This window comes from Alistipes sp. UBA1686 (assembly GCF_002320215.1).
Classification (GTDB): domain Bacteria; phylum Bacteroidota; class Bacteroidia; order Bacteroidales; family Rikenellaceae; genus Alistipes; species Alistipes onderdonkii.
On record NZ_DCKA01000013.1, the window covers coordinates 139,052 to 162,139 of the forward strand.

The 23,088-nt window shown below is 61.0% G+C and carries 15 protein-coding genes; 5 read left to right on the forward strand and 10 right to left on the reverse strand.

Annotated features, from left to right (window positions below; all coding sequences use genetic code 11):
- Window positions 1-31 precede the first annotated feature (31 nt).
- The 4 genes from B3C38_RS05095 to B3C38_RS05110 all read right to left on the reverse strand — a co-directional run bounded on the left by B3C38_RS05095 (window position 32) and on the right by B3C38_RS05110 (window position 7,933).
- Window positions 32-1,846 (reverse strand): SusE domain-containing protein, encoded by a 1,815-nt coding sequence (locus B3C38_RS05095; protein ID WP_286725984.1) that lies wholly within the window; start codon window positions 1,844-1,846, stop codon window positions 32-34.
- A gap of 23 nt (window positions 1,847-1,869) precedes the next feature.
- Window positions 1,870-3,528 (reverse strand): RagB/SusD family nutrient uptake outer membrane protein, encoded by a 1,659-nt coding sequence (locus B3C38_RS05100; RefSeq protein ID WP_286725986.1) that lies wholly within the window; start codon window positions 3,526-3,528, stop codon window positions 1,870-1,872.
- 13 nt (window positions 3,529-3,541) lie between these two features.
- Window positions 3,542-6,541: a SusC/RagA family TonB-linked outer membrane protein gene (locus tag B3C38_RS05105; RefSeq protein WP_286725988.1), complete on the reverse strand. Its 3,000-nt coding sequence runs from the start codon at window positions 6,539-6,541 to the stop codon at window positions 3,542-3,544.
- A gap of 84 nt (window positions 6,542-6,625) precedes the next feature.
- Window positions 6,626-7,933 (reverse strand): MFS transporter, encoded by a 1,308-nt coding sequence (locus B3C38_RS05110; protein ID WP_032136030.1) that lies wholly within the window; start codon window positions 7,931-7,933, stop codon window positions 6,626-6,628.
- Window positions 7,934-8,155: 222 nt separating this feature from the next.
- On the opposite strand from B3C38_RS05110, the gene B3C38_RS05115 reads away from it, so the two are divergent.
- On the forward strand, window positions 8,156-9,538 hold the full coding sequence (locus tag B3C38_RS05115) for a sensor histidine kinase (RefSeq protein WP_117506451.1): 1,383 nt from the start codon (window positions 8,156-8,158) through the stop codon (window positions 9,536-9,538).
- Between the two features lies 1 nt (window position 9,539).
- Complete coding sequence (locus B3C38_RS05120; protein WP_149873600.1) at window positions 9,540-10,292, forward strand: LytR/AlgR family response regulator transcription factor; 753 nt, start codon at window positions 9,540-9,542, stop codon at window positions 10,290-10,292.
- Between the two features lie 92 nt (window positions 10,293-10,384).
- On the opposite strand, the gene B3C38_RS05125 is transcribed toward B3C38_RS05120, so the two are convergent.
- From B3C38_RS05125 to B3C38_RS05145, 5 genes are all read right to left on the reverse strand, one after another.
- Entirely contained in the window at window positions 10,385-12,985 is a 2,601-nt protein-coding gene (locus B3C38_RS05125; protein WP_286725995.1) for a 4-alpha-glucanotransferase, read from the reverse strand.
- 82 nt (window positions 12,986-13,067) lie between these two features.
- The gene (locus B3C38_RS05130) at window positions 13,068-13,997 is read right to left on the reverse strand and encodes an alpha/beta hydrolase (RefSeq protein WP_022333345.1); all 930 of its coding nucleotides are present in this window, start codon (window positions 13,995-13,997) and stop codon (window positions 13,068-13,070) included.
- 137 nt (window positions 13,998-14,134) lie between these two features.
- Complete coding sequence (locus B3C38_RS05135; RefSeq protein ID WP_286726000.1) at window positions 14,135-15,379, reverse strand: UDP-N-acetylmuramoyl-tripeptide--D-alanyl-D-alanine ligase; 1,245 nt, start codon at window positions 15,377-15,379, stop codon at window positions 14,135-14,137.
- A 1-nt stretch (window position 15,380) separates the two neighbouring features.
- A complete protein-coding gene (locus B3C38_RS05140) occupies window positions 15,381-16,442 on the reverse strand; it encodes a glycoside hydrolase family 43 protein (protein ID WP_286726001.1) in 1,062 nt (353 codons plus the stop codon).
- Window positions 16,443-16,447: 5 nt separating this feature from the next.
- The gene (locus B3C38_RS05145; protein ID WP_286726004.1) at window positions 16,448-17,521 is read right to left on the reverse strand and encodes a mannose-1-phosphate guanylyltransferase; all 1,074 of its coding nucleotides are present in this window, start codon (window positions 17,519-17,521) and stop codon (window positions 16,448-16,450) included.
- 88 nt (window positions 17,522-17,609) lie between these two features.
- Between B3C38_RS05145 and B3C38_RS05150 the strand changes: the two genes are divergently transcribed.
- From B3C38_RS05150 to B3C38_RS05160, 3 genes are read left to right on the forward strand one after another with little or no spacing between them, the layout of a single operon-like run.
- Window positions 17,610-18,344 carry a CDP-alcohol phosphatidyltransferase family protein gene (locus B3C38_RS05150; protein WP_286726005.1) on the forward strand — a complete coding sequence of 245 codons (735 nt, stop codon included), beginning with the start codon at window positions 17,610-17,612 and terminating at the stop codon, window positions 18,342-18,344.
- 48 nt (window positions 18,345-18,392) lie between these two features.
- Window positions 18,393-20,543: a putative porin gene (locus B3C38_RS05155; protein ID WP_055202555.1), complete on the forward strand. Its 2,151-nt coding sequence runs from the start codon at window positions 18,393-18,395 to the stop codon at window positions 20,541-20,543.
- A 44-nt stretch (window positions 20,544-20,587) separates the two neighbouring features.
- Complete coding sequence (locus B3C38_RS05160; RefSeq protein WP_018695149.1) at window positions 20,588-21,286, forward strand: transglycosylase SLT domain-containing protein; 699 nt, start codon at window positions 20,588-20,590, stop codon at window positions 21,284-21,286.
- A gap of 110 nt (window positions 21,287-21,396) precedes the next feature.
- On the opposite strand, the gene B3C38_RS05165 is transcribed toward B3C38_RS05160, so the two are convergent.
- Window positions 21,397-23,085 (reverse strand): PCMD domain-containing protein, encoded by a 1,689-nt coding sequence (locus B3C38_RS05165; protein WP_022333351.1) that lies wholly within the window; start codon window positions 23,083-23,085, stop codon window positions 21,397-21,399.
- Window positions 23,086-23,088: the final 3 nt, after the last annotated feature.

The window sequence follows — 23,088 nt, forward strand, 5'->3', positions numbered from 1 at the left end:
CTCTGTGTGCCGTCCCGTGAAAGGGTGGCCGTTATTCGGCCTCTGCCGGGGTCTTGCCCTCGGACATGATGTATATCTGCGAATTCGCGAGGTCGAAATAGATGTCGTAGGTGCCGTCGAGCTGGACTTTCATGTTCTGCGAACCGCCGCTGGAGATGATGGCGACCGCCTTGTTGATGTCGACCGCACCGCCCGACGCCGTGCCGTAGTTCTTGGAGTCGTCCCAGGCATTGTTGAAGCGGATCTTGAACTCGCTGGCGGTGGTCAGGGCTACGCCTTTGCGAACGAGGTAGGCGCCCTCCTCGCTCATCGAGAAATCGCCCAGGTCACCCCATCCGGTGATGTTGCCGACCAGTCCCCATGTGTCGGCGACCAGCTCGGGCTTGGCGCCTGCGGCCATCACGTAGGCGCGTCCTGCCTCGGGCAGCAGCCAGTAGTCGTAGGTGCCGGCTTCGGCGATCACGGCATTGACCTTGTCGGCCGAAACCTTGAAGGCCGAGCCGATCGTGCAGGTGTAGGGGTTGCTGCCGGCGAATGCGGCGTCGGCCCCGATCCACTGCGACTCGTCGCCGCTCTTGAAGAGGAATTCCGAGTTGGCGGCTACCTCGATTCCTGCGGCCTTGTAGGCCACGATGTTCGAGCTGGCGCTCTCCATGGCCGTCGGGCCCCAGTCGGGGGTTGCGACGGTCTGGCCGTGGATGTACCAGTCGGCCTTTTCCGGCCCCGGGTCGGGTTCTTCGCCGCCGCCCGCGCCGTAGTCGCCGGCATTGAGTTCGTAGGTGATCTCCGCAGAGTTGTTCAGGGTGGCGTATACGCGGTAATTGCCCGCCGTGGCCTTGATGTTGTCGCCGTTCTGCGAAAGGCGTCCGTCCGCCCCGCCGAAGTTTATCGTCCAGTCGTTGTCCGCACGGAATTTGAACTCCCCGGCGCTCAGTGTGACGTCGACCCAGAAACGCTGTTTTTGGGTGTCGAAATTCATCTCCGTATCGGTGTCCCAGCCGCCCGGGGTGGCATCGCCGATAATACCCATCGAGTTGAACGACAGCTTGTTGCTTAACGTCAATGTCGAACGGTCGAATACGAAGCGGTAGAAGCGCTTGGAATAGACCATGATGTTTCCGGAACCGCCGCTGGAGATCAGCGTGATCGACGGGGCTTCCGTTTCCGGAGCCGCAGCATCGCCGTCGGTGCCCCAGTTGCAGGCATCGTTCCAACCGGCCTCGCCGCTCAGCTTGAAGCCGTTGGCGGCCTTTTCGCCGAAGTCTACGATGGCTTCGTAGGTGACCTCGTCACCGGAGAAACAGAACAGGCCCTGGGCGTTGTCGAAGTTCCAGCCGCAGTAGTCGCCGATTACCCAGATCCGGGGGTAGGTGCGCTCGGCCGTGGTTACGGTCATACGGACGGTGACAGGGGCGGAGTAGAATTTTTCGAAGTCGGTGCCGATCGTGGCGCTGATGTAGAAATCCACGTCCGTAGGTTCGCCCGAGGGTACTCCCAGGCCGCCGTCTTCCACGGACAGCGCAAGGATGTTGTTGAGGCTTTCATAGGTTTGCTCGGACGAGGTGCCGTCCATCCCCGTGAAGAGCACCAGCTTCGCACCGTCGTTGTACGAGGCCTCGATCGAGTAGTTGATCTGGGTGCGGACGCCGAAGTCGGCGGCGTCCCAGGTGAAGGTCTGCGTCGAGCCCATGTTGTCGGGCGTGATGACGATCTCACCGGGCAGCGCATGCAGCACGGGCGCCACGACCTTGTCGGGGTCGTAGGCCTTTACCTCGTCGAGCTTCTGGCAGGCGGAGAGGAGCCCCGTCGCGGCCGCCAGCATCATCGCATATCGTGTAATTTTCATAGTCGTACGATTTTTAGGGTTGGTTATTTATCGGTTGCGTTTCCGTAGCCGGGATTCTGGTGCAGTTCGGGGTTGGAAGCGAGCTCCGACGAAGGGATGGCAAAGATTTTCATGTAATCATCGAACCCCTGTCCGGTGAAGGTGCCGCCCTTGTATGTCCAGAGGAACGACGGGGTGGTGAACTTGCCGTAGCGGATCAGGTCGGTGCGGCGGTGCCCCTCCCACATCAGCTCGCGGGCACGCTCCTCGAGCAGGAAGTCGGCCGTGACCGACGAGGGGGCCGATACCCCGGCGCGGTCGGTCAGCTCCTTGAGCTTCGGCAGCGCGGTGTTGGCCTGCCCCAGGTTCATGCAGGCCTCGGCGTAGATCAGGTAAATCTCGCCCAGGCGGATCATCGGGAAGTCGATGTCGCTGTATGCCTTCGATGCAGCCGTGGCAAGGAATTCGTCGTTGGTCATGTTGTGGGGGATATTGTTGAACTTGAGGCAAGTCCACCCGTTGAGGAAGACATAGAGCGCATCGTTCATCGACTCCTGGCGGCCTTTGATGTAGAACATCCCGCCGCGTTTGTCGTTGACCGTATATTCGCCCGTCGTATAGTCCGCGTTGCGGGCGTTGAAATATTTCTGCACGTATTCGTAGGGTACGCGGATGCCGGCCCAGCCGTTGTTCACGCCGTTGATCTTCTGTTCGGCCGTCACGTCGGTGGCGGCGATGGCAGCCAGCGTCAGGTACGACGTGCCGCCGTAGGACTGTGTCTGCTCGGCGTCGTAGGCCACGCCGAAGATGATCTCCTTCAGGGCGTCGGCGTTCTCGCCGTTGTCGCCGCGGAAGAGGTCGGAATACTCCGGGCAGAGCGAGTAGCCCATGCCGAAGATCGCTTCGCAGGCGGATTTGGCCTCCGTCCACATCGGGGTGCCGGTGTAAACCTCGGCATTGAGGTACATGCGGGCCAGCAGGCCGTTGACCGCACCCTTGTCGGCACGCGGGTAGTTCGAGCGTGCGGCGGGCATCGCGCTTTCGTCCGACGCCAGGTCGGTCAGCTCCGAGATGCAGTAGTCGAAGACATCTTTGCGCGAGGCCTGTTTGGGGTTCACGCCGCCGCCGAAGGGCGAGGTCTCGGTCGTGAAGGGCACGTCGCCAAACACGTCGAGGGCGATCCAGTAGAAATAGGCGCGCAGGAAACGGGCTTCGGCACGGAAACTCTGGATCTTGGCGGACAGTTCGCTGCTCACGCCGCGGTCGGAGAGTTTGTCCGAGGCGGTCTGGCGCAGGTATTCGTTCACGTAGGCGATGCCCTGCAACGTACGTACGTAGACGGCGTAGGTCGCGTCGTTGTCGGCGTCGGACCACGTGTTGGTATTCATGGCGCGTACCCAGGCGTCGTTCTCCCAGGCGCATTTGCAGGCGTCGGCCGTAACCTCCTGGATCGTCCAGAATGCGCGGATGAGCTCCGAGGCGCCGCCGTCGCTGACCTGCAGGTCGGTGGTGTCGTTCGAGACGAAGTTGAAATAGAGTTTGGTGAGCCCGGCCAGGTAGCCGTTCTCGTCCTTCCCGTAGGCGGTTTCCGAGGTCGAGTCGGACGGGTTGAGGGGCAGGGTGTCGAGGTCTCCGATGCACGAAGTGAGCAGCATCGCTGCACCTGCCGCCGCCATAGCGAAATGTTTTATGTCGATTTTCATGGTTCGTTCGTTTTTAGAAGTTTACATTCAGACGCAGCGAATAGGTGCGCGGGCGCGGCCAGATCGAGCCGTCGATGCCGTTGACACCCGGTATTTCGGGGTCTACGCCGCTGTAATCGGTGATGACGAATACGTTCTGCACGCCGAAGGCGACGCGCATCGAACCCTTCCAGTTGCCGATCTTGTTGAACGTGTACCCGAGGTTGATGTCGTCCATGCGGAAGAACGAGGCGTTTTCGAGGAACATGTCCGAATACCACTGCTCGCCGCTGTTGGCCTTCGTAAAGCCGGTCTTTTTGACCAGCCGTGCGAAGTTGGGCAGGTTGCCGGCGTTGATGTCGATGTTGGACGTCGAGTTGGCCGAGGCGAAGTCGTTGAAGACCCAGTTGCCCGCCGAACCGTGGCCGTTGAAGCCGAAGTCCCAGTTCTTGTAGCTCAGCTTGAGGCTGATGCCGTAGAAGAAGTCGGGGTTGGGGCTCTTGTCGGTCACGTAACGGTCGGCCTGTGTGATCTTGCCGTCCTTGTCACGGTCGACCAGCGCGTTCTGGATCGGATTGCCGTCCTGGTCGTATACCTGCTGGAAACAGTAGAAAGTGTAGGGCGCATAGCCTACCTTGTGGATCTGGAGCAGGTTGCCCGTGCCCTTGGTGATGCTTCCCGTCTGGATGTTGTAGTCGGGGTCGTCGGTGTTGTTGAGCTTGGTGAACTCGGTGTGCTGGAACGTGCCGTTGAAGCCGACCGTGAGGTTCCAGTCCTTGGTCTGCACGGGGATGAAATTCAGGTTGAATTCCACGCCCTTGTTCTCCATCGAGCCGATGTTGGTGAGCACCGTGTTGCCGAAGTTCGAGCCCATGGGGGTGATGACGCTGTTCAGAAGGTCGTCCGTCTGGCGCAGGTACCAGTCGACGCTACCGTTGATGCGGCCGCCGAGGAACCCGAAGTCGAGTCCGACGTTGTAGGTCGTCGTGGTCTCCCATTTGATGTTGGGGTCGTAGGCGCCCGGCGTGAGGTAGAACATGTGCCCGGCGCTGCCCATGTAATAGGTCTTATAGACGTCGGTCGACATGTAGTAACGCGCCAGGTAGGGATAATTGGAGCCGATCTCCTGCTGCCCGGTCTGCCCCACGCCGACGCGCAGCTTGAGGGCCGAGACGGCACGCGAATCCTTCAGGAAATTCTCCTCGGCGATGTTCCACGCAAAGGCGCCCGAAGGGAAGAGGCCCCAGCGGGTATCCTTCGAGAAACGCGATGAGGCGTCGTCACGCAGCGTGAAGGTGAAGAGGTATTTCGAGGCGATCGAATAGTTCAGGCGTCCGTAGAACGAGAGCAGGTAGTTTTCCTGGCGGTTGAACGGGTAGCGCGAATCCTCGCCCTTCTGCTCGTGCGTCTCGTTGAAATAGGATACCGAGTGGTCGGAGCTGTAGAAATGCTGCCACGAATAACCGGCCATCACGTCGAGGTGGTGGATGCCCCACTCCTTGTTGAAGTTGGCGTAGAATTCGAGCAGCTGGTTGCGGCGGAAGTTCGTCGTCCACGAATACTGTCCCCAGCCGCGGGCCTCGGTGTCGGTGTATGCCTGGAACGAGCCGGGGTTCACGCCGTCGTAGGTCTTGGCGCTCGATACGTCGAGGCCGAGGTTGAGGTTGAAACGCAGCGCTTCGAAGCCGTGAACCTTATAGTCGATCTGGGCGTTGCCGATGAAACGCTTGGCACGCGCCGTATTGTCGCGGTCGTAGAGCTGCGAGAGCGGGCCCGCACCCAGCAGGGTGTTGGGCGTGAAGTCCTCGCCACGGCCCGATCCGTAGTTCCAGTATCCGTTGGTGGTCGTGTAGTCGATCGAGCCGTCGTCGTTGCGGAAGTAGGGGTCGATCGTGGGGTTGAAGAAGGCAGCCGAACCCACCACGCCGCCCGAAGCGTAGCGCTGCGACGTGACGACGCCCTTGGCGTTGAGGTTGACCGTGAGGTGCTTGTCGAAGAAGTTGGGCGAGAGGCTCAGGTCGAGCGTCCCGCGTTCGTATTTCGACGTTTCGAGCGTACCCTGCTGGTTGGTATAGCCCACCGATGCGCGGTAGGGCATGCGGTCGTTGATGTTGCCGATCAGGCTGACGTTGTGGTCATGCGAAATGGCGGTGCGGAAGACCAGATCCTGCCAGTTGGTGTTCTTGTCGCCGAGCATCGACTGCACCTTGTCGCCCGTGGTCGTACCTGCGGGGTATACCTGGTCGATGTAGGTGCGGAACTCGCCGGGCGACATCACGGGCAGCTCGTCGGAGTTGGTCTGGACGCTCACGCTGCCGCTGTACGATACGCGGGGCGTGTTGCCGCGCCCCTTCTTGGTGGTGACGAGGATGACGCCGTTCGAGGCGCGCGAACCGTAGATGGCCGCCGCCGAAGCGTCCTTGAGCACGGTGAAGGATTCGATGTCGTTGGGGTTGATCGTCTCCAGCGGGTTGGCCATACCCTTGCCGCCGTCGACTGCGATGGGCACCCCGTCGATCACGATCAGCGGGTCGTTCGAGGCGTTGAGCGAAGCCGCACCGCGCACGCGGATGGTGGCGCTCGATCCGGGGCCTCCGTCGCCGGGGATGATATGCACGCCCGGAACCTTACCCTTGAGCATGTCCTGTGTGGAGACCACGGCGCCGCGGTTGAACTCTTCGGCCTTGATCGCCACGACCGAACCGGTCATGTCGTTCTTCTTGACCGTACCGTAGCCGATCACCACCACGTCGTCGATGCCCATGGCATCCTCTTCGAGCGTGAGGTGCGCCAGCAGCGACGAACTGGCCACCAGGCTGACGGTCTTGTAACCGACATAGCTGACCTCGATGACCGATTCGGGGCCGGCGGCGCGGATGGCATAGTCGCCGTCGATGCCCGTCGAGACGCCGTTGGTCGTGCCCTTTTCGACGACAGTAGCGCCCAGGATCGGCATCCCGGACTTGTCGACAACTACGCCTTTAACCTCATAACCAGCGTTTTGCGCCAGCGTGAGGGGGGGGTAAATTGACATATGAGCAAGATACCCGCACACATAGTTAAAAATCGTTTCATAAGAATTTTGGTTAGTTTATAAGTTGATTTTATGGATTGTAGGTCATTCGGCCTTGTGTTCTTTGACCAGGAAGACCGACACGGCGGCCAGCAGCATGAAGACCCCGGCGAGCGCCAGCATGTCGGCCGCGTCGGAGGCGAAGCAGTACTTGACGATGGCACCGCCGGTCAGTCCGATGACGATCTGGGGGACGGTGATCGTGAAATTGAAGATACCCATGTATACGCCCATGCGGCGCGGTTCGACCGCGCGCGACAAGATGGCGTAGGGCATGGCGAGGATGCCCGCCCAGGCGATGCCGATCCCCACCATCGGGAGCATCAGCGCGTATTGGTCGTGCAGCAGGCACAACCCCGCGAAGCCCAGCGCCCCGGCGAGCAGGCAGACGGCATAGACGGGCTTGTTGCCGTAGCGCGCGGCGACGCGTGCGAGAAACAATGCGGCGATGCAGGCGGGGATGGGGTAGGTGCCGTTGAGCACGCCGACCCAGGTCTGCGTGGCACCGGCCGAGAGTACTTCGCCCGTGGCATGGTCGGTGACCACACCCGTGATGGCAGGTTTGAGGTAAGTCCACATCAGGAAGAGCGCCGCCCACGAGAAGAACTGCGTGACGCCCAGCCGCACCATCACGCCGGGGACGTTGCGCATGAGGCCGGCGAAGCTCATCGGCTTGGCATCCTCCCCGGAGAGGTTGTTGTAGCGGGCGAACTCCGCGGGCGGGTATTCCCGCGTCTTGAACGAGGTGACGAGCACCGTGAGCAGCAGGATCGCGCCCCCGGCGTAGTAGGAGTAGGCGATGTGCGGCGAAACATGCCCCGGAGCGGCCTCGTCCGACACGCCGAGCCATGTCATGACGAGCGGCAGGATAGCGCCGACGACCGCACCGAGGTTTATCAGGAAGGTTTGTACCACGTAGCCCTGCGTCTTTTGCGAATCGTCGAGCATGTCGGCCACCAGCGCCCGGAAAGGCTGCATCGTGACGTTGAACGACAGATCCATGAACAGCAGGATGAAAGCCCCCATGGCGAGCGGGGCGAAGGCGAGCAGTTTGGGGCAGTTGGGCATGAGCACCAGCGCCAGCGCCGAGATCAGCGACCCGCCCAGGATGTAGGGGATGCGGCGGCCCCAGCGCGTCCAGGTGCCGTCGGAAAAGAGCCCCACGATGGGCTGGACGATCATGCCGGCCAGCGGTGCCGCCAGCCAGAAGTAGCTCAGGTGGCTGACATCTGCCCCCAGCGATTCGAAGATGCTCGACGTGTTGGAATTCTGGAGCGAATATCCGATCTGCACGCCGAGGAAGCCGAAGCTGAGGTTCCAAATCTGCCAAAATGAGAGTTTAGGTTTGGTCATTTCGGTTTTTCGGTTGGTTTTCAGGTTATACAAATTTTAATAAAAAAATCCGGATGGCGAACCGCCGGGCGACGAACGGGGGGATCAGCCGGATGAACGGGCGGATTTTTACGACGAACGGTAGCCCGAGGGGGACGATTTGGAATTTACGCGGAAAAACACTACCTTTATTCATAAATAAACGAAACCCGTATATACTTAATACAGCCTCAGTCAGCCTATATGCGATCGCTCAAAGTGTCCGGAATTATCCACCTGTTCGCCGTGCTCCATGCCGTGGTCGCCCTTTCATGCCATCTGGCGGGGATCAACGACGAGTTGGTGCTGACGCTGCTGACGATCGTGCTGATCGTGCTGATCTGCCTCAAACGCGGCCTGAACGTGGAGTTCACCGCTGCCAGCGTGATCGTCGTCAACGTGATCGGCTACCTGCTGGGTACGGGCGGTGCGCAGTTGATCGAGCTGTTATTGCACGCCCCGCCTGTGGTGCATGCCGTCTCGACCTTCATAACCACCGAGATTCTGGGCTGGAGCATCGTGTGGTTCACCAAGTTGTTCCGCCGCGGCGACGACACGGCGAGCCGCTCCTCGGCCTGGACGCCCCGCATCGGGTTGCTGCTGCTGGCCGTGGGGGTGATTTTCGTGCTGAGGCTGGCCTATGTCGAGCTCTTCTCATCGCCTTCCTTCTCCACAGACCGCCTTTACCACATGGCCGACTTGCTGGCTTCGAATTCCGCGGCACTGATTATCCTGCTGTGTGTCAATATCATCTATGTCCGGTATACGCGCAGGCGTGAAACCCGGCACGGTCTGATCGCCGAAATCGCGGCGTTCCTCCTGTTCGTGCTGTTCACGTCGGCCTGCGTGGCGCTCATTACGGGGCTGCACCTGCCGTTCGCCTTCGACCGCTCGTTCTCCGCACGGGAGTTCCTGCAACTGTGGATCGTCACCCTGCTGGTCGAGGTAACCCTCTATTCGGTCGTATTTATGGTCGATTACGCCCTGGTCGCGCGTGCCGTGCTGCGTGCCGAGCGCGGTAAGGCGCACCAGGCGCAGTTCCGTTACATGAAACTCAAACAGCAGGTCAACCCCCATTTCCTGTTCAACTCGCTCAATATCCTCGACTGCCTGGTCTGCGAGCAGCGCACGGAGCAGGCCAGCGCCTACATCCATAAACTGGCGGGCATCTACCGTTACATGCTCCAGAACGAGGAGGAGACGCTCGTGCGCCTGCGCGAGGAGATGGCTTTCGTGGGGATGTACGTCGACTTGTTGCAGGTGCGTTTCCCCGAGGGGTTTCGCGTGGAGACCGACATTCCGGACGAGGCCATGAACCGCCATGTCCTGCCCTGCTCGGTGCAGCTGCTGATCGAAAACGCCATCAAGCATAACTCGGTGGGGGCCGACCGGCCGCTGGTGATCCGCATCGTCGCCGGGGCCGGAGCCGTGACGGTGTCGAACAACCTTCAGCTGAAGGTATCCGGCACTACCTCGACCCGTGTGGGGCTGAACTACATCCGCCAGCAATACCTCGACCTGTCGGGCATCCCGATCGGGATACGCCGTACCGATACCGAATATTGTGTCACCTTACCGTTGCTGTAATATGAACGTACTGATCGTAGAAGACGAAATGATGGCCCAGGCAAACCTGGCGCGAGCGCTGACCCAGCATTTTCCCGACGTACGGATCGTCGGGACGACCGGCTCGGTCAGGGAGACGGTGCTCTGGCTGCGCACGCCGGGGAACAGTGCCGATGTGATTTTCATGGACGTGGAGCTCTCCGACGGGGATTGCTTCGAGATATTCCGCCAGGCGGACGTGACGGCGCGGGTCATCATGACCACCGCATATGACAATTACGCCGTGCGGGCGTTCGAGGTCAACAGCATCGACTATCTGCTCAAACCGATCGACCCCGCAGCGCTGCGGCGTGCCGTGGAGCGTTGCCGGGTGCGGAGCGGGGGCATCGACCCCGACGTATTGCTGAACGCGATCCGCGGCCCGCGCGAATACAAACAGCGTTATGTCGTGCGTTTCAACGACCGGATCGTCCCGGTGCAGATCGCCGATATCGCCTATTTCTACTCGGAAGAGAAAAACACCTACCTCGTCACGAACGACAATAACCGCTATATTGTGGATCAGTCGCTCGACGTCCTTTCGGACGAGCTGGATCCCGGGCGGTTTTTCCGCATATCGCGCGGCTGCATCATCGCCATGCCGGCGATCGTCAGCATCGTGAAATACCTGGGCAACCGGCTGAAAATCACGGCCCGACCGCGTCCGGAGTTCGAGATGGTGGTGAGCCGGTCGCGGGTCGACGACTTCCTGAAGTGGTTGGAGGGGAATGGCTGAGCCTTGGTCGTGACGGCATGATAAAAGGGGTACCCTGCTCAGCGGAGTACCCCTTTTTTGTGGCCGGGAGCTACGGTGCCGCAGTACGCCCGTCAGCGGCGCCCGCTGCAGGCGATCATGTCGTGCAGCGACTCGTTGAAGGTCTCCTTGTGCAGCAGTTCTTCGAGCGGGAGGTGCATCCGGTAACGCCAGTAGTATCGGGGAACGGCCGGGACGTTGATGCGTTCCTTGGCCGGGTCGGGGTAGCGCAGTTCCCCGTCGGTCGAAAGCCAGTCCTGCAACGGCAGGATGGTGAGCATCGCCGGGGAGTTGAGGTGCATGTCGAGGATGCGCCGGCATATCCACGGCTCGCAGAAATAGGGGACGTCGCCCCCGATGCCGAGGGCTTCGTGGTAGAAGCGCGCCGTGAGTTCGCGGTCTTCCTCCCACCATGCCCGCAGCGGGTTCATGTCGTGCGTCGAAGTGGTGCAGACCGAGAAATAGGGGTAGTGCGCCGGGTCGGCGAAGAGTTCCCCCGGCGTCTTGGGCATGCGCTGGATTTCGAGCGAGAGGATTTGCAGTTCGTGCATCGTTTCGGGGACGCTGTCGGGGATCATACCCAGGTCTTCGCCGCAGGTCAGCATCTCGGTCGCCGAGAGGAGCACCGGGAGCTTGCGCAGGGCGGATTCCTGCCAGAAGCGGTTGTGCCGGTGGTAGAAGAAGTTGGTATAGAGCCGGTCGAAAGCTGCACGGCGCTCTCCGTCGAGCCGGCGGTAGGCGTGCGTCGAGTGGGGGGCGATGCGGGGGTGGAAATAGCCCTTGCGGCGCGGGTCTTCGATGAAGAGCACGTCGTCGAGCAATGCCATAAGCCCTTCCCGCAGCCGGGTCTGGCGTTCGTCGTCGCCCGGGAAGCGGGCTGCGACCTTGCGCTGGGTGGCATAGGCGGGCAGTAACCGCCCCTCCTTCATGCAGGTGGCGCGGACTTCGCCGGCCAGGTCGCCGAACAGTTCCCCGAGCGTGTGCTCGTCGGGCGCCGGAGTGGTGTAGCGTCCGCCCTGCGTGTCGAAGCCCATGCCGCGCAGTTCATCTGCGGAATAGGGCAGGGCGGGGTTGAAATAGCCCAGCAACCCGTGTACGGCATGCGTGGGAATCTCCCAGATGCGGAAGAACCCGAGGATGTGGTCGATGCGGAAGGCGTCGAAGTATTCGGCCATCTTGGCCATGCGTGCCCGCCACCAGGCGTAGCCGTCGCGTGCCATACGTTCCCAGTTGTAAGTCGGGAATCCCCAGTTCTGGCCGACGGCCGAGAATGCGTCGGGCGGAGCCCCGGCCTGTGAGTCCATGTGGAACAGGTGCGGGTAGAGCCATGCGTCGACGCTCGTGCGGCTGATGCCGATGGGCAGGTCGCCCTTGAGGACGATGCCGTGGTCGTGGGCGTAGGCGCAGACCTCGGACAGTTGCGTATGCAGGTGGTATTGGACATAGCAGTGGAATGCGATGTCGCGGCTGTGGCTGCGGCAATAGGCGTCGACGGCTTTGCGGTCATAGCGGGCGAAACCGCCCCAGCGGGTGAAGTCGGGCGTGCCCGTTTCGTCGCGCAGCGTGCAGAAGGCGGCATAGGGGATGAGCCAGTGTCTGTTGGCGGCGATGAAGGCCTTGTAGTCGCGGCGTGCCGCGGTGCGGGCGCCGTGGCGTTCGAACGCCCGGCGGAGCAGCCGCAGTTTGTGCCGGTTGACCCGTTCGTAGTCTATTTCGGGGAGGGCGTTCAGTTCGCTGCGCAGGGTGCGGTACTCGTCGTCCTCCACGACGCCCGCGGCGGGCAGCCGGATGAACTGCGGGTGCAGGGCGAAGGTCGAATTGGCGTTGTAGGGGTAGGAGTCTTCCCAGGTGCCGGTCATGGTGGTGTCGTTGATTGGCAGTACTTGGATGACGCGCTGCCCGGTGGCGGCCGCCCAGTCGATGAGCCGTTTCAGGTCGTAGAACTCGCCGACGCCGAAATCCTCTTCCGTACGGAGCGAGAAGACCGGGATCGCCGTCCCGGCGCCCCGCCACCTGCGCTCGGGGAAACGCGGGGATGCCGCGGCGTCGAGGGCGTGTTCGCCAGCGCCGGGCAACTCGCCCCAGGTGCGGTTGGCACCCTCCTCCCACAGGATGGGGGTGAGGGTCTTGCGGTCGGCGATCAGGAATTTGTATTCGAACCGGTGCGCGGTATGCAGCGTGAGTTCCCATTCCGGGAAGCGGCTGTCGTCCATCGGGACGATCCGTTTCCAGTCGCCCAGCTCACGGCCGCTGCCGGCGACGGCGAGCGTTTCGTCCGGCCGCAGGGTGGGCAGCACGACGCGCAGCGTGATGTTGCCTGTAGCCTTCTTCGGACTGCCGGTTTTCCCGCGGCCGAAGATGCCCCGGGTGAATGCCGAGGAGTAGAACGGCGTGTCGGAGGGCATCTCCTGCCAGCGGTCGCGGATGCGCAGCGTGCGCACCCCCTCCCGGGCGGGGAGCCGCAGCGTGTGCGGCCTCCATTCGCTGCGGATGCACGCGCCGTCGCGTTCGATTTCATAGCGGTATTCGGTATCTTCACTCTGGGTATAGCGTTCGATGGCGCCTGTCCAGACGCCTCCGTCGGCGTATTGCAGCGCAATGCGCCGTTTGCCGATCCGCATGACGAGCTGTTCGCCCCAGCGGGTACGGTATTCGATGCTGATCAGGAGTTTCATGGTTCGGTATGTCGTTTGGTTCGGAATCGGTTTATACAAAATTAAAAAAATAATCCGGTTTTGTCTTTCCGGCAGGGAAAAATCAGAGCCCCCGGATGAATTGCGTAACGACGGCCACGAGGTCGGGGTCGATCGGTAGCGTGCTGTCGCCGTAGGCTCCCGTCTGGTCGATGCGCATGCGTCCCGTGCATTTTTTGAGCGGGTGGGTCATCCCTGCGATGATTGCCTTCCGGGCCCGGGGCTGTGCCTTTGCCAGCGCCTCGGCATTGTCGGGCGGCACCTGCAGGTCGTTGTCCCCGCCCACGACGAGTATCGGAACCCGCACCTTGCGGATCTCCTCGCGCGGGTCGTAGCGCAGGCTGGAGATCCAGAATGTCTGTACCGAAGGGTGGAACAGCGCTTCGAGCTGCGGCGGGCAGGATTCGACCCGTTCGCCCCGTTTGAGGGCGGCGGTGATCGCGTTGGCCTGCAAGAGCAGATCCATGTTGTCGGGCAGGAGTTGTGAGGCCAATTGCAACTGGAGTATCTCGTCGAGCGGGTAGCCGGCGCCGGCCAGCGAAACGACGGCGGCGACTTTCGGGGTTTGCTGCGCCGCGCAGAAGGCGATCAGCGCCCCTTCGCTGTGGCCGATCAGTACGACGCGGCGGAAACCCTCGCCGGCGAGGTAGTCGGCCCATGCCGCGGCGTCGCCGATGAAATCCCCCAGTACGGCGTCGGCCATTTTTTCCGGTTCCGTGAACCGGCTCGCACCGATGCCGCGTTTGTCGTAGCGCAGCGAGGCGATGCCTGCCTTTTCGAGCGCCTGCGCCAGGTAAAGATAATTGTTGACGCTCCCGTTACGCGGGATGGGGCCCGAACCGGCGATGATGACAGCCACGGTTTCCGCACCTGCATCGGGGGTGAGCAGTGTGCCGTAAAGCGTTCCGAAATCGCGTTCGAGCGAGACGTTCCTTTCGCCTGCGGCGGTATGCGCGAAGGCCAGCAGGAGGATGGCTGTCAGCAGGTGTTTCATGGCTTATGGATTTCAGGTTGTTCTCAGTCGGTGTTTTTTTGCCTGTGCGGCGTGCCCTTCCGGTTCGTTTACCGGCGTTTTGTTCCTGCGTATCGTGCCTGTACCGGGTTGGTGCCCGGCGGGTCGTGGCGGCGGGGCTACAGCTCCCCGACCGCTTTTTCCAGTCCGATGCCGCGCGAACCCTTGATCAGCACCAGCGCGTTGTCCACGGGGTGTGTGCGGAGCGCCGCGATGAGGTGTTCCCGATCGGCGAAGAGCGTGATCCGGGCGGGTTGCGGCTCCATGTCGGCACGGGCCTTGGCGAATTCCTGTCCGACGAGCATCACCTCCGTCTGCGGAGCCTGTGCTGCGAGGCGGATGACAGCGGCGTGCTCCTCCGCCGACCAGGCGCCCAGTTCGAGCATGTCGCCTAGGATCAGCAGGCGGCGGGTGCGTGTGCCGGGCGGCTCGGCAAGGAAATTCGCGACCGATGCCCGCATGCTCGACGGGTTGGCGTTGTAACAGTCCACGATGAGCGTGTTGCGCCCCGTCTCGGTGCGCTGCGAGCGGTTGTTGTCGGGGACATAGCTGCCGACAGCATGGCGGATACGCTCGTCGGCGACGTCGAAATAACGTCCGACGGCCACGGCTGCGGCGATGTTGAACCGGTTGTAATGCCCTTCGAGGTGGTTTTCGAGGCCGTCGGCCAGTGTGACGCTGTAATACTCCGCGGCCAGCCCGTCGCGTTCGGCTGCCATGTTCGTCAGCGTCTCGTCCTCGCGGGGGACGAAGGCGCGGCCGCCGTTCGCGGCCAGGTAGTCGAACAGTTCGCCCTTGCCGCGGCGCACCCCCTCCGGGCCGCCGAAGCCTGCGAGGTGTGCACGGCCGATGTTGGTCAGGATGCCGTAGTTGGGCTCGGCGATCGAGGCCAGCAGGGCGATTTCGCCGCAGGCGCTGGCTCCCATTTCGACCACGCCGAACTGCGTGTCGCGGGTCATGGCGAGCAGCGTGAGCGGCACGCCGATGTGGTTGTTGAGGTTGCCGCGCGTGGCGTAGACCTCGAAGCGTTCGGCCAGCACGCGGCTCACCAGTTCCTTGGTCGTGGTCTTGCCGTTGCTGCCCGATATGGCGAGTATCGGGATCGCCAGCCGGCGGCGGTGTTCGCGTGCCAGCTCCTGCAACGCCCCGAGCGTGTCGCCGACCAGCACCATACGCTCGTCGGTGACGGCTGCCGGGTCGTCCACGACGGCATAGGCCGCGCCTTTGTCCAGCGCCTCCGCCGCGAAGCGGTTGCCGTCGAACGTCGCGCCGCGCAGGGCAAAAAAGATGGAATCAGCCCCGATGTCGCGCGTGTCGGTGGAGATGTGCGGGTGTTCCCGGAAAATATCGTATAGTTCGGACATGTCAGTTCGCGTGTATGGGGGTTCCCGAGGGCATGGGGTAGGGCCCCGGCTCTGCGGGTTGCCCGAAGCGGGGGTTGCCCGCGGCGTCGAAGTCGAAGCGTTGCAGGCGCACGTCGCGCCCCCAGTTGTGTACCGTATCTTTTTTCGAGTGGTAATAGATCCAGTGTTCGCGCCCGTCGGGCGAGGTGGTGAAACTGGCGTGGCCGACGCCGTGTATGCGGTCGTTGCCGGTGAAGACGGGGCCGCTCTTGATCCATGATGCGGGATTCAGCGGGTCGCTGTCGGGGGTGCGCAGGCGCAGTTGCCCGAGCTTGTAGTGGCGCGACCACGAGCCGCGCGTGGAGTAGACGATGAAGAGGTCGTCGCCGTGCCGCAATGCCGACGGGCCTTCCTGCAGGGCGATGTGGTCGCCCTGTTCCCACGGCTGGTCGGGGCGCGAGAGCAGGATGCGCGGCCCGATCCGGGTCGGCGATTCCATGCGGGCGATGTAGAGCAGCTGGTCGGTGGCGTCGGTGTCGCGCTGGCGTTCCCAGCCGGACCATACGGCATAGAGCTCACCCCGGTGTTCGAAGAGCGTCATGTCGATGGCCCAGATGTTGTCCGTCTTGCCGTCGGGATTGTCGCCGGTGTAGAGCATGCCGCAGTCGCGGTAGTCGCCCAGCGGCGTGTCGCACTCCAGCACGCCGGTGCGCTGCCCCGTGAAGGGGCTGCCGGGGACGGGTGCCGCGGCGTAGTAGATGTACCATTTGCCGCGGAGGCGGTGTAGCTCGGGCGCCCAGATGTTGAAGCTGTTCCACGCCCCGCTGTCGGCGGGCTGCCAGACAACACGCTCGCGTTCGAAGCGCGTCATGTCGTCCGATTCGGTCACGGCGATGCCGCGTCCCGATTTGAAGCAGGTGTAATAGTGCCCGTCGTATTTGGTGATCCACGGGTCGGCGCCGTCGCGCAGCGGGTTGGTGAAGGTGGCCTGCGGCGCGGAGCACGAGAGCATCCCCGCCACTAAAAAAAAGCCCGCAGCGAATCGTCGCAGCAAGGCTGTGGTATGGAACGGCATGCGTTTCATAGGTGTCAGATATGTTTGTCCCCGTTGTGGAACTTTACTTCGTCGATGAATTTCTTGATGTTCTGTTCTTCGGCGCGGGGGCATATCATCAATACGTCGTCGGTGTCCACGACGATGTATTCCTTCAGGCCGCTGATGACCGCTACCTTGCCCTTGGGCAGCGAGACGATGCTGCTGCGCGTGTCGTAGACATAGCACCCCTCTTCGGGGACGGCGTTGGCGTAGCGGTCTTTGCGGGCGTGCTGGTAGACCGAGCCCCATGTGCCGACGTCGCTCCACCCGAAGTCGCCGCAGCGGACATAGACGTTGTCGGCCTTTTCCATGATGCCGTAGTCGATCGAGATGGCGCGGCACTCCGAGAAGACGATCTCCACGGTGGTCTTCTCGGCATCGGTGCCCAGCGCCTTCATCACGCCGCTGAACATGGCATGGTGCTCGGGCAGGTATTTGCGGAAGGCCTCGACGATGGCCTGCACCTTCCAGATGAAGATACCCGAATTCCAGTAGAACTCGCCGGTCTGGAGGAAGGTCTGCGCCAGCTCGAGATCGGGCTTTTCGGTGAAGCACTTGACCTTGCTGATGGCGTGGTCGTCCGAGACCTGGATGTAGCCGTAACCCGTATCGGGGCGCGTGGGTTTGATGCCCACGGTCAGCAGGGCGTCGTGCCGGTCGGCGAACTCGAGGCACTCGCCGATGATCGTGCGGAAATCGTCCTCGTTGAGGATCAGGTGATCCGACGGCGTGACGATCATCTCGGCGTCGGGGTTCTCCCTGAGCAGCGTATAGGCCGCATAGGCGATGCAGGGGGCCGTATTGCGGCCGATCGGCTCGCAGAGCACCTGTTTCTCCCCGATTTCGGGGATGTGCTGCAATACCAGATCCTTGTATTTGTGGTTCGTCACGACGAGGAAATTCCCGGCGGGGACGATTTTTGCAAAGCGCTCGTAGGTGTGGCGGATAAACGATTTCCCGGTTCCGAGGATGTCGAGGAACTGTTTTGGCATCGACTGCCGGCTCTTGGGCCAGAAACGTGATCCGATGCCGCCGGCCATGATGACACAATATTTATTGCTTGCCATAAGTTATAATATGGAATTAAGTGAGACAAAGATAAAAATATTTTGTAACTTTGCCGCCTATTGCAGGAATAATATTTTTGTACTCCCGATGAAGATAAGACTGTTCACCATACCCAACCTGCTGACCCTTGCGAGCCTGCTTTGCGGCTCGTTCGCGGTGGTTTCGGCACTGGTTTACGGCGATCTGGCGCTGGCTTTCTGGCTCACGATCGCCGCCGGTGTTTTCGACTATTCCGACGGTTTCGTGGCCCGGCTGCTCAAATGCCCTTCCGCCATCGGCGTACAACTGGACTCGTTGTCCGACATGGTCTCGTTCGGCTTCGCCCCGTCGGCCGTGCTTTTCGTCTTGTGGAACAATTCCCTGCCTGCGGATGCCGAAGCATGGCTGCGCTACGGCGGCAGCGCACTTTGCTTCGCGGTGGCGGCCTTCTCGGCGCTGCGGCTGGCGAAATTCAATATCGACGAGACGCAGCATACCGAGTTCTGCGGCCTTCCGACCCCTGCCAATGCGCTGTTTTTCGTTGCGCTGGGCTGGATGGACGCCAAGACGGGTTTCAACCAAGGGGGCTGGGTGCTGCTGATGGTGCCGGCCATGTCGTGGCTGCTCATTTCGCCTGTTCGGATGTTCGCCTTCAAGTTTCAGAGTTTTGCTTTTAAAGGCAACGAGATCCGTTATATCTTTATTGCCCTGGCCGTTGTTCTGTTGGTCGCCTTGGGTATCCCGGCTGTCCCCATTGTCATTCTGCTCTACATCGCCATATCGGCCGTGGGGTGGGGTCTGTCGCTAAAGAAGTCTGGCTCAGCGGCTAGCTCTGAGAAATAGTTGTATATTTAAAATTTTTTAATTATATTTACCCCGGATTTACGTTCCATGTCGAGGTTGACGAATAGAATATTGCTGGCAGCTTTGCTCGGTCTGTTCCTTACAGCGCCCGGCATCGTACGTTCGCAGGGTTTCAACGCCAGGACGCTGCAGCGTGCCCAGCAGCGCGGGGAGACGGGGAACCTTTACGGTACAAACCCTTACGAGCAGACCGGCGAGGAGGGAGAGGAGGGCCAGGACGGCCAGCCGCAGGATACGACCAAGAAGGAACGCCGGATCCGCAAGCCGCTCGAATCGTATTTTTTCAGCGATTCGATCCGCGCCCTGAACAATTTTCGCTGGAGCGTCAAGCGCGACTACAACCGCGTGGAGATAAGCCCGCTCGACACGACGCTCACCGACTGGCGGATCGACTACCCCTTCTTCCGCGAAGAGGTGGGCGACATCGCGCAGGGCGCCCTCGGGCAGACATCGCTGCCGATGAACTATTTCCGGCGGCCGCAGTTCTTTGATTTCAGTTTTGCGAGCCCCTACTATGCGTATACGTACGACATGGAGAACGTTCCGTTCTACAATACGAAGAAGCCCATCATCCGCATGACGTACCTCGAGTCGGGGCAGAAGCGTTTCCGGGAGGAGAACTTCAATATCATGCACGCGCAGAATATTTCGCCCACGACCGGGTTCAACGTCGACTACAAGGCACGGGGAACGCGCGGACAATATGTCTGGTCACGGACGAAGAACCACAACCTGTCGGTCGCCTTCAGCCATACGGGCAAGCGCTATTCGGTGCATGCGGCCTATTACAACAACCACATCGAGCAGCAGGAGAACGGCGGCGTGGTCGGGACGTGGGCCATCGCCGATACGACGTTCCAGATGCCTTCGGGCGTGCCCATGAAGCTGTCGGATGCCGAGGCGCAGAACACCTACCGCAACAATGCCTTCTTCATCACGCAGTCCTATGCCCTGCCGTTGCAGCGCGTGACGGAGAATGACTTTTCGCTCGCCGACCTGTCGGCGGTCTATATCGGCCATTCGTTCCAGTACAGTTCGTGGAGCAAGGTCTATTCGGACAAATATGCGCGGTATATCGACGAAAGGGCGCATCGGGACGAACAGGGCAATTTCGTGCCCGATACGCTGGACTACTACCAGAACTGGTATATCAACCCCGACCAGACGCGCGACTCGATCTACGAGCGGGTGATTTCGAACCGCTTCTTCGTGCAGGCGCAGCCCTGGGATCGTAACGGCGTGGTAGGCACGATTGATGCAGGCATCGGTATCGACATGCATACCTACTCGCAATTCGAAATGAGGGATTACCAGACGGGAAAGTATACGAAGGTCAACAAGACCAGCTATTTCGCATACGGTTCCGTCGGAGGAAAGATAAAGAAATATGTCGACTGGGACGCGAACCTCAAGTTCTACCCGTCGGGATACAGAGGCGGAGACCTCACCATCGGCGCCCACCTGGCGCTGACGGGATATCTCCGCGGACACCCCCTGATTCTCGAAGGCCGGTTCACGATGGATCGGCGTTCGCCCAACTACTGGCAGGAGAATCTGTTCTCGAACCACTACGTGTGGTCCACTCCTTTGAATAAGGAGAATGAAACTCGGTTCGAGGTGAAGTTTTCAGTCCCCGATTATGCGTTTGAAGCGGGGGCATGGCAGGGCGTCGTCGGCAACAAGATCTTTTACGACAAGGAGAGCCAGATCGCCCAAAGCAGTGACAACGTAAGCCTCACGAGTGTGTACGCTCGCAAAGATTTCCGCTTAGGCGGACTTCATTTGGACAACAGGGTATTGTTGCAGTGGAGTACGAATCAAGAAGTTGCACCCGTTCCGCTTTTGAGCGCGTTCCTTTCGTATTATTACGAGTTCTGGGTCGTGCGCAACGTATTACGCCTTCAGATCGGTTTGGACGGACGCTATAACACGCGTTATTATGCGCCCAGTTACAACCCTGCGCTGTCGGCCTATTACAACCAACGGGACGTCGAAGTAGGCAATTACCCCTACATGGACGCCTTCGTCATGGGAAAGTGGAAGAGAATGCGGATATTCCTCAAATATCAGCATGTGAACAAGGGACTGTTCGGAAACGGGGAGTATTTCTCCGCGGCGGGTTACCCGCTCAATCCGGGCATGTTTAAAATCGGTATCTCATGGGGTTTCTATGATTAGCGTATTGTTCTGCGCGGTATGAACTGCCCGCAAAACAACATTTTATGTTAAAAAAGACAGTTTTAACTTTTGCGTTCTTAACAATCCTGACGACTTTTTACGGCTTTAACGCCCAGTTCAGCACACCCGTGACGGACGACATGCTGCTGAACGACGATGCGGCCGATTTCGGCAATTCGCTGCTCGGTGAGGGCGACTATGTGATCTCGGCTTATGACAATGTCATTCGCAACATCAGCGAAAAAGAGGGCCACGACTGGCGCCTGATGAGCGCCATCGCCTACCATGAATCGCGGTTCACGCCCGACATCACCTCGCGCAGCGGGGCCCGCGGGCTGATGCAGATCATGCCCTCGGTGGCACGCCAGTTCGACGTCCCGACCGAGCAGGTCTCCAATCCCGAGACCAACATATGGTTGGCCAACAAGCTGATGTCGAAGATTATGAACACGCTCCGTTTCCCCGAGGGGACTCCCGAGAAGGATCGGATGAGCATCATCCTGGCCTCGTACAACAGCGGGATCGGCCATGTGAACGATGCGAGGCGCCTGGCACGGCTCAACGGCGAGGATCCCAATTCGTGGGAGGTCGTGGCCCGCTACCTGCAACTCAAGGCGCAGCCCGAGTATTACGAGAGCGAGGCGGTCAAGTGCGGACGTTTCACCGGCAGCCGGCAGACGCTGGCCTACGTGAACGACGTGATAGGACGCTATGACAAATACTGCCGGATTGCTCGGAGATAACTCCGGCAGGAATTGAAAAGTCTGAATCTACAGCAAAAAGGCTGAACCCAGGGGTTCAGCCTTTTCTCTTTATATCTTCTGAGTTGCCGGCGGACTTGTCCGGCGCCGGGTCAATAGACCCACTGGAAATCGTCGACGTACATTACATTCGTCGTGCAGCCCACCATGTAATCGCCGTAGGCACTCGTGGAGCAGGAGATGATGATGCTGTACTTGCCGGTGGGGCGTCCCGCAGCCGGGTCGTAGAAGTTGAGCGGCAGGGTGGCCTCTACCATTTGCTCGCCTTCGGTCGACTTGTCGACGAACAGCGACCCGTAGGCGATGAGTTTCCCTTCTGCGGTCTGGGTGGTTTCCGCCGGATCCCAAATGCCCGTGGGGTCTTTGGTGCCCGAAGCGACCCGGTGCCGGGCGTTCCAGTCGATGATGGCGACGAAAATGCGGGCTTTGTCCGGGTCGCCTATGCCGACCGGGGCCCCGGAATGTTTGCTTGCGTCGATCGTGCCCAGTGTCGCGTGGTATTTCACCTTCATGCCCGAAGGGCGCGCCGTCCAGTTGTAGGGCTGTCCGAATTCTACTACGCCCGTCCACAGGCCGTCTTTGTAGAAGATGCCGGACATCAGGTTGCCGGCTGCGATGTTGACGAGGGGAGGGGCTGCCGCGGCCAGTTTCGCGCAATAGCTGCCGCCCATTCCGTTGAAAGTCCCCTGCCTACAGAGCTTATCCGCAAATGTGTTGTTACCGCTGGCCCAGAACTCCGCATTCGTATTTTCGCTCGTGAAGCACGACAAGCCCGGGTTTTCCATGTTCCCGTCGGGAATCGTGTCGCCCGCGGGTGCCGTGTATTCGGCGGTTTCGGTCTGCTGCCCGCCGACGAGAAGCCGGAATTCATACGTTTGCCCGGCGTAGACGCCCTTGGTCGTGACGAGGCGTTTTACGGGGATGCCCGCATCGTTGGTGAGGCTTGTCCATTCGGGTGCGATCGAGCTCGTAAAGATGCCGCTTTCGTCCTGTGCGCCCTTCTGCGTCGTCTGCCAGTCGGCGGTACCCTTCAGACGGTACTGGATTTCGGCGGTGGCGTAATCTTCGGGCGTAACCATCGTGGTTACGACGGCCGTGTTGTTCCAGAGGTCGATCTCGCGGACACCGATCTTCACGTTGGTGGGCTGGACATGGAGCATCCACCGCTCCGTGCGGCCGTGGCAGGTGACGTCGACCAGACGAACCGTTTCGAAGCCCGTGGCGGAAAGTTCCTCGGCCGTGGGCGAGTAGGCGGTGATGTCGGCAGGCCCCAGCTTGAGGCTGGTGACCGTGACGGCCTTCAGGTCGGTGCCTTCGGCGACATAGGCCGTGGCCGTACGCGCCTGCGTGTCGATCAGTGTCGATCCGATCTGCCCGGCGACGGTGAACGACCGGGCTATGGGCTGCTCGGCCACGATCGTCCACTCGTAGTCCTGGTAGAGCGAGAGCGTGACATAGAGCGGCGCCCGCAGGTCGAACTCCCCGCTCAGCGGCTGCGAAGTCCTGATCTGGCTGATGAATTTCTCTTTGTCGGTCATCATCGGGTTGGATGTGGCGACGTCGAATTCCGCCTTGTCGATGGTGACCTTGCGGATATCGGTCTTCTCGTCCAGCGTGAGCGTCACGGTACGGTTCACGAGGCTGATGCCGGCCACCGTGAACCCCTCGCCCTCGATGCTGCGGATGTTGAGCTCGATGGTGGGGTACGGTATGTCGTTCTCGATGCACGACGCTGCCAGCAGGAGCGCCGCCGCCGAAAAGAGTATGCGTAGGTATTTCATAGT